1 protein-coding gene is annotated in these 649 nt (G+C 76.6%); it reads left to right on the top strand.

The window, feature by feature from the left end:
* On the top strand, positions 1–326 hold a 326-nt coding region (locus tag CKO43_RS25680; protein ID WP_207185223.1), incomplete at its 5' end, for a hypothetical protein.
* Positions 327–649: the final 323 nt, after the last annotated feature.

Raw genomic sequence — 649 nt, 5'->3', positions numbered from 1 at the left:
TGTCGGACGAGGCGCCGCCCTGCCCGCGCGCCCAGCCGCGGCCTGACGGCGCCTCGTCCGACACGCCGGGGCGGCGAGGCCCGACGCCGGGCACCGCGTTTGCCCGGCGACGATGCGGCAAACGAAGGGCCCGCCGGGCCCGCGCCGAGGAGCAGAAGATGAACGAGGGCAAGCCCGCCGAATCCCGTCCCGAAGCCAGCGCCGTCGAAGGCGATGACGCGGGTTGGCCGGCGCTGGGCTACGAGGCTGCGCTGCCCTGGCTGACGAGCGCGGCGCTGCCGCTCGACGAGCCCGGCACGCTGGTTGTCGCGCCGAGCGCCGAGTGAGTCCGCCGGCCTCCGGGCAAGGCAGCGGGTGCTGGCGTAGGACGCGTCCGACGCCGCCCCCGCGGGCATTCCGACAGCCGCATGCGGCCGCTGCCGCGCCGGCGCCGGCCACCGGCAGCACCAGAATTGGTTCGACACCGTCGCCCTTGTCGCACCGACCATGCTGCACTGCGCCGCCGCCCTGCTCGCCATCGCCCTGCTCGCTGCCGTCTTCGGCATCGGCGGACTCGCCGACGGACTGCTCGGCGCCGGCGCGGCAGCGGCCGCATGCGGCTGTCGGAATGCCCGCGGGGGCGGCGTCGGACGCGTCCTACGCCAGCACC

The organism is Rubrivivax gelatinosus, from assembly GCF_016583785.1.
Taxonomy (GTDB): Bacteria; Pseudomonadota; Gammaproteobacteria; order Burkholderiales; family Burkholderiaceae_C; genus Rubrivivax; species Rubrivivax gelatinosus_B.
Note: the sequence above shows the minus strand (reverse complement) of the source record. Positions and strands in the feature narration are given on the sequence as shown.